Genomic DNA, 6,000 nt, shown 5'->3' with positions numbered 1-6,000 from the left:
CCGCGACATGAAGGACACGCACCATGAAGGTCCGTAACTCCCTCCGCTCGCTCAAGCAGCGCCATCGCGATTGCCGCGTCGTGCGCCGTAAGGGCCGCGTCTATGTGATCAACAAGACGCAGCGCCGGTTCAAGGCCCGTCAGGGCTAAGACCTGCCAAAGCAGCAGATTGAAAAGGTCGCACCTTTGGGCGCGGCCTTTTTTCGTTTACCTAGCAGTCCAAGCGAATTGGTCAGGAATTTCCTGCCTCGCCTCTAAGATGACTGGTCAGGGCTGCGACAATTGGTCTAACGTCGCGGCAGAAAAAACCTGCCCGGCAAAGGACGATGCGATGACACAGAAAACACTGCTGAAAACAACCGCGATATCGCTTGTGTTGCTTGGCTTCGCCTCGCCCACCCTTGCGCAGGCGATCTGTGGGGGTGCTGGCACAGGCGGGCAGTGGATTGGCGGTGACGAGGCTGGCTCGGATATTTCCACCGTCGACAATTACCGCGAACAGATGGCGCTGGTGCTGGGCGGAAACGATTATGTGGCTCTGTTCAACCTGAGCGAAGGTACCGATGTCCGGCTCGAAGCCGCAGGGCGCGGTTCGGCGGATCCGATGATCGATCTGCTAGGTGCGGATGGCAGCCTGATCCTTTCGGATGACGATTCGGGTGGCGATGCCGCATCGCGTGCCGAAACCTATCTGGAACCCGGTTCCTATTGCATGGCGACACGCAGCTATGATGGCGGGCCGATGACGGCTTTCGTGCGGATCGGACGTCAGGAGCATGAACCGCTGACCGCAGGGATCGACACCATGGCCGTGGGTGATCCCGGCACCAGCGCTAATTGTGACGATGCTGTTCCGATGGGCGCCCTTGGGACCAGTGTTACGGCTTCCGCCACTGAAACACCTTACTGGAGCTTCACGCTGGATGAACCGACACCGGTCACGATCACCGCAGTCAACGAATCCGCCGATCCGGTGGTGACGCTCTATGACGCGTCCAACCGTTATATCGCCGAGAATGACGATTACGATGGGCTGAATTCGCGGCTTGATATGACCGACCCCATGGCAGCGGGCACCTACTGCCTGAACATCACCGCATTGTCGGATGACACGCTTCCCATCACTGTCAATGTCAGCGCCTATGATGCGCAGGCCGCCCTGCTGGAGGTTTACGCCCGCGGCGAAGCAGCCCCGCCATTGGACGGCACAGTGCCCTACACTGATCTGGGCCTGATCAGCACGCGTATCCGCCAGGATGTATCAGCCAGCACTGATGTGACGTGGTTCTCTGTTGACGTTGACAGCGGCAGCCTGCTGATGATCGAGGCGATCGGCAACGGCAATGTCGATCCTTGGCTTGTCATCTACGACGATCTGGGGCGCGAGATCGGGCAGAACGATGATTACGGCGGCGCGCTCGACAGCCTGGTCGCGGCGCGGGTGCAGCCGGGGACCTATGTGATCGGGGTGCGGCAATACGGCCGGGGTCAGGGCCTGATCCGGCTGCTGATCGAACGCTACGTGCCTGCCCAATAGCCTGCCCGCGCATCAGCGCGAAAGCGCATCCGCAAGCAGGCGTGCCAGCGTCGATTGGTTGAGAAAGCCTGACGCTGGCAGATCCGCATCACCCTGATATCTGCGGATGGCGCGGCGGGTGTCTGCGTCAAACCGGCCATCAACCGTACCGGGGTCAAATCCCATTTGCGACAGCCTGCTTTCGATCAGCCGCGCCATGATCGGGTTGATGTTCAGCGCCTGCTCCAGCGCGCGCGCTGGATCGCTGTCATCCGCAGGGGCGGGAATTTCGACAATCTCTGCCAGAGCATCATTCGCCTGATCCGCGAATATCCCTTCGGGATAGCGATTCAGATAGGCGCGATACCCGCCTTCGGTCCCGCCTGCGCCGGTCTCTTCCCAATAAGCGCGGTCAAGGCGCTCTGCCTCGGCCTGAGCGCGAGTTTCTGCCGCATCAAGTTCGGCCTGACGGCGGCTGGCCTGCGCGTCGATCCGGTTGATCTGTTCTGTCGTCAGGAACGAGGTCTGGGTAAATCCGTTGATCTGCTGCCAGTTGCGGATCGCCCGGCGCGTGCCCGTCCCGAATATCCCATCCACACCGCGCGTGTCGTAATCCAGCAGCGTCAGATTGGACTGGATCGCCCGGCGCTGGGCGCGGGTCAGGCCCAGCGCGTCTTCTGCCTGCTCGGCCAGAAGAACCGGATCATTCTCGATCTGCTCCAGCCGGCGGCGCGCCTCGGCGGCATAGGGGCTGTTCGAATGGCCAAGCAGAAATACGCGGTAGGCATCGGCGGTATTGGCGGCCTGCGCATCCTGCCAGAACGACAAGGATGGATCGCCGGGGCGCGTCGGCTCGACTTCCTGCGCGGGGTCCGCTTGCATCACTAGACTGCGCGGCTGATAGCCCGCGACCTGCACCGCGCGGGTGTTGCGCGCGAACTGCATGATATCGGCACCCTGCACCGCCACCGCGTCCACGATGATATTGTCGGCTGCGTTGGGCGGACCGGACAGCACCGTCACCCCCTGCGGGATTTCCAGATTCCCCAGACCCTGACGCAGATAAGTGTCGATCTCGTTGGTATCACTGGCATTCAGCCCCAACACCAGAACCGCGCGTCCGGGTGCCTGTGCCAGCACGGAAAGGACAGATTCTACTGACACCGCGCCATCCAGCGAAAACAGGCCGGGCCGCGCCGGCGCATCCGCCGGCAGCAACCATGTCCGGTCTCCGTCGGTGACAAACCTGCCCGACAGACCGACCACCAGCCTGTCCGCATTCGCTGCATCCGCCGCCAGCCGTTCCAGAAGGCGGCGCATATCCGTGCCGACACCGTTTTCCAGCGAGCTGACGGCATATCCCGCATCGCGCAAGGCGCTGATCCCCACGACAACATCTGTCCCGCCCCCGACCCGGCGGAATTCCTGATAGCGGTCGACGCCCATCAGCAAAGCCAGATCATCGGCAAAAAGCGGCGTCGCGAGAATGGCAAAAGCTGCGGAAAGTGTCAGTCGGCGCATGCGGCGTCATCCTTCTGGTCAGGTTGAAAGAACTATCCGACACTTGTGGCGGATCGCATTGCTATACAATAACGCCATGCCATCCTGTCATCCTCGGTGCCTAAATCCCCTGTACCGCAACCTGCTCTGGCAGCTTTTCCACCCGCACGGCGGCGAATTTAAATTCCGGGATCTTGCCGTAGGGGTCTATGGCGGGGTTGGTCAGCACATTTGCCGCCGCCTCGACATAGGCAAAGGGCACGAACACCATATCCGGCGAAACAGCCCGGTCGGCGCGCGCCATGATGTCGATAGATCCGCGCCTTGTGGTCAGTCGCAACATCCCACCCGGATCGACCCCCAGCTTGCGCAAGGTAGCGGGATGCAGGGAACAATTCGCTTCCGGCTCGACCGCATCAAGCACGCGCGACCGCCGCGTCATTGATCCCGTATGCCAATGTTCAAGCTGCCGTCCTGTCGTCATGATCATCGGGTAATCGGCATCGGGCGCTTCATCCGGTGCGATCACATTGGCCGGGGTGAATTTCGCGCGTCCGTTTTCGCGGGGAAAGCCATCGGTAAACACAATCGCCTGCCCCGGATCGTCCGGTGTCAGCGACGGATAGGTCACGGCATTCTGCGCTTCCAGCCGATCCCATGTGATGTTGTTCAGCGATCGCATCACTTGCCCCATCTCAGCGAAAACCTCGCGCGGGTGGCTATAGTGCCAAGGCAGACCCAGCCGCCTGGCCAGTTCCACCGTGATCCACCAATCCTCGCGGGCGCTGCCCGGCGGCGCTACGGCGGGGCGGCCCATCTGGACCTGCCGGTTGGTATTGGTCACCGTGCCGGTCTTCTCGGCAAAGGCGCTGGCAGGCAGGATCACGTCGGCAAAATTCGCCGTTTCGGTGATGAAAATATCCTGCACCACCAGATGGTCCAGCTTGGCCAGCGCCGCGCGGGCATGATCGACATCCGGGTCCGACATGGCGGGGTTTTCGCCAAGGATATACATGCCCCTGATATCACCATCATGCACCGCATCCAGAATTTCGGTCACGGTCAGGCCCTTGGCCGGATCGATCTGACCATGCTGCCACAGATCCTCGAACGTGGTGCGAATGCCTTTGTCGCCGACAGGCTGATAATCGGGCAGAAACATCGGGATCATCCCGGCGTCAGATGCGCCCTGCACATTGTTCTGCCCACGCAACGGGTGCAGCCCCGTACCCGGACGCCCTACCTGCCCGGTCATCAGCGCCAAGGATATCAGGCAACGCGCATTATCCGTGCCGTGAATATGCTGGCTGACGCCCATGCCCCAGAAAATCATCGCTGATTTCGCGCCCGCAAAGGTGCGCGCCACATCGCGCAGGGTTTCCGCGTCAATGCCGCAGATTCCGGCCATTTTCTCGGGGCTGAAATCGGCCAGATGCGCCTTCTCAGCCTCCCAATTCTCGGTATAGGCGGCGATATACTGCTGGTCGAACAGCCCTTCGTCCACGATCACATGCATGATCGCATTGAGCAGCGACACATCCGCACCGGGGCGGAATTGCAGCATGTGGCTGGCATGGCGTTTCAGCGCCTGCCCGCGCGGATCCATCACGATCAGCTTGCCACCGCGTTTGGCAAATTGCTTGAAATAGGTCGCGGCGACGGGGTGGTTTTCTATCGGATTGGCACCGATAACGATGGCGACATCGGCATTTTCAATCTCGTTAAAGGTCGCGGTCACCGCACCAGACCCGACATTTTCCATCAGGGCAGCGACCGATGACGCATGGCACAGCCGCGTGCAGTGATCGACATTGTTGTGGCCAAAACCCTGCCGGATCAGTTTCTGGAACAGATAGGCCTCTTCATTGGTGCATTTGGCCGATCCGAAACCGGCCACGCCCTTGCCGCCAATCGCCTGCAAGCCATTGGCGGCAACGTCCAGCGCTTCATCCCATGTCGCCTCGCGGAAATGAGTCTGCCAATTGCCGGGATCGACGTTCAGACCCTTGGCAGGTGCATCCGCCCGCCGGATCAGCGGTTTGGTCAGACGGTGCGGGTGATGGATATAGTCAAACCCGAACCGGCCCTTGACGCAAAGCCGCCCTTCGTTCGCGGGGCCATTCAGCCCCTCAACGAATTTGACCTTGTCATCTTTGATCTTCAGGCTCACCTGACAACCGACACCGCAGAACGGGCAAATGCTGGCGACCTCGCGGTCAAAATCGGCACTATCACCCATCTGGTTTTCATCGGTGACCGTCGCAGGCAACAGCGCGCCCGTGGGGCAGGCCTGCACGCATTCGCCGCAAGCCACGCAGGATGATCCGCCCATCGGGTCATCCATGTCAAACACCGGGTAGGCCGTGGCACCCCGGCCCGCCATGCCGATCACGTCATTGACCTGCACCTCGCGGCAGGCCCGCACGCAAAGCCCGCACTGAATGCAGGCGTCAAGGTTCACTGACATCGCGACATGGCTATCATCAAGCAACGGCACGTTATCCTTTGCCGCAAAGCGGCTTTGCACCACACCTTGCGCGCCTGCCATGTCCCACAGATGACTGGACCGGTCATGCGCCACGGCCTGCGCCGGTTGATCGGCGACGAGCAATTCCATCACCATGCGGCGCGCCTGCACCTCGCGCGGCTGGGTGGTGGTCACGATCATGCCATTGACAGGTTCGCGGATGCAGGAAGCGGCCAATGTACGCTCGCCTTCAATCGCGACCATGCAAGCCCGACAATTGCCGTCAGAGCGATAACCGGGGGCCGGTTTGTGACACAGATGCGGGATCACCAGACCGCGGCCATGCGCGACCTCCCAGATCGTCAGACCGGGTTCGGCAGTGACAGTCTGACCATCAAGGGTAAAGGTGATCGGATCGGGCATTCTATGACCTCGCGCTGCTTGCCCCGACTAGAGCATGCACCGCAGGCTAGCGAAAGCTCAGGCGCGACCGCCAGCCACGATTTCGCGACTGGTCC

Annotated in this window: 4 protein-coding genes; 2 read left to right on the top strand and 2 right to left on the bottom strand. The window is 61.3% G+C overall.

Going from position 1 to position 6,000, the window contains the following annotated elements; translation table 11 throughout:
* The first annotated feature begins 23 nt into the window (after nt 1-23).
* Both ykgO and ACK4TM_RS08600 read left to right on the top strand, forming a co-directional pair.
* The gene (gene ykgO, locus ACK4TM_RS08605) at nt 24-149 is read left to right on the top strand and encodes a type B 50S ribosomal protein L36 (RefSeq protein WP_010141322.1); all 126 of its coding nucleotides are present in this window, start codon (nt 24-26) and stop codon (nt 147-149) included.
* 181 nt (nt 150-330) lie between these two features.
* Nucleotides 331-1,536, top strand: a complete 1,206-nt coding sequence (locus ACK4TM_RS08600) for a PPC domain-containing protein (protein ID WP_409699730.1) — start codon at nt 331-333, stop codon at nt 1,534-1,536.
* Between the two features lie 12 nt (nt 1,537-1,548).
* Here the strand turns inward: ACK4TM_RS08600 and ACK4TM_RS08595 are convergent, their stop codons facing one another.
* Together ACK4TM_RS08595 and fdhF are read right to left on the bottom strand one after the other, a co-directional pair.
* Nucleotides 1,549-3,036 carry a peptidoglycan-binding protein gene (locus ACK4TM_RS08595; protein WP_409699727.1) on the bottom strand — a complete coding sequence of 496 codons (1,488 nt, stop codon included), beginning with the start codon at nt 3,034-3,036 and terminating at the stop codon, nt 1,549-1,551.
* 100 nt (nt 3,037-3,136) lie between these two features.
* Complete coding sequence (gene fdhF, locus ACK4TM_RS08590; protein ID WP_409699724.1) at nt 3,137-5,905, bottom strand: formate dehydrogenase subunit alpha; 2,769 nt, start codon at nt 5,903-5,905, stop codon at nt 3,137-3,139.
* Between the last annotated feature and the right edge of the window lie 95 nt (nt 5,906-6,000).

It is taken from the genome of Yoonia sp. (assembly GCF_046292185.1).
Taxonomy (GTDB): Bacteria; Pseudomonadota; Alphaproteobacteria; order Rhodobacterales; family Rhodobacteraceae; genus Yoonia.
Note: the sequence above shows the minus strand (reverse complement) of the source record. Positions and strands in the feature narration are given on the sequence as shown.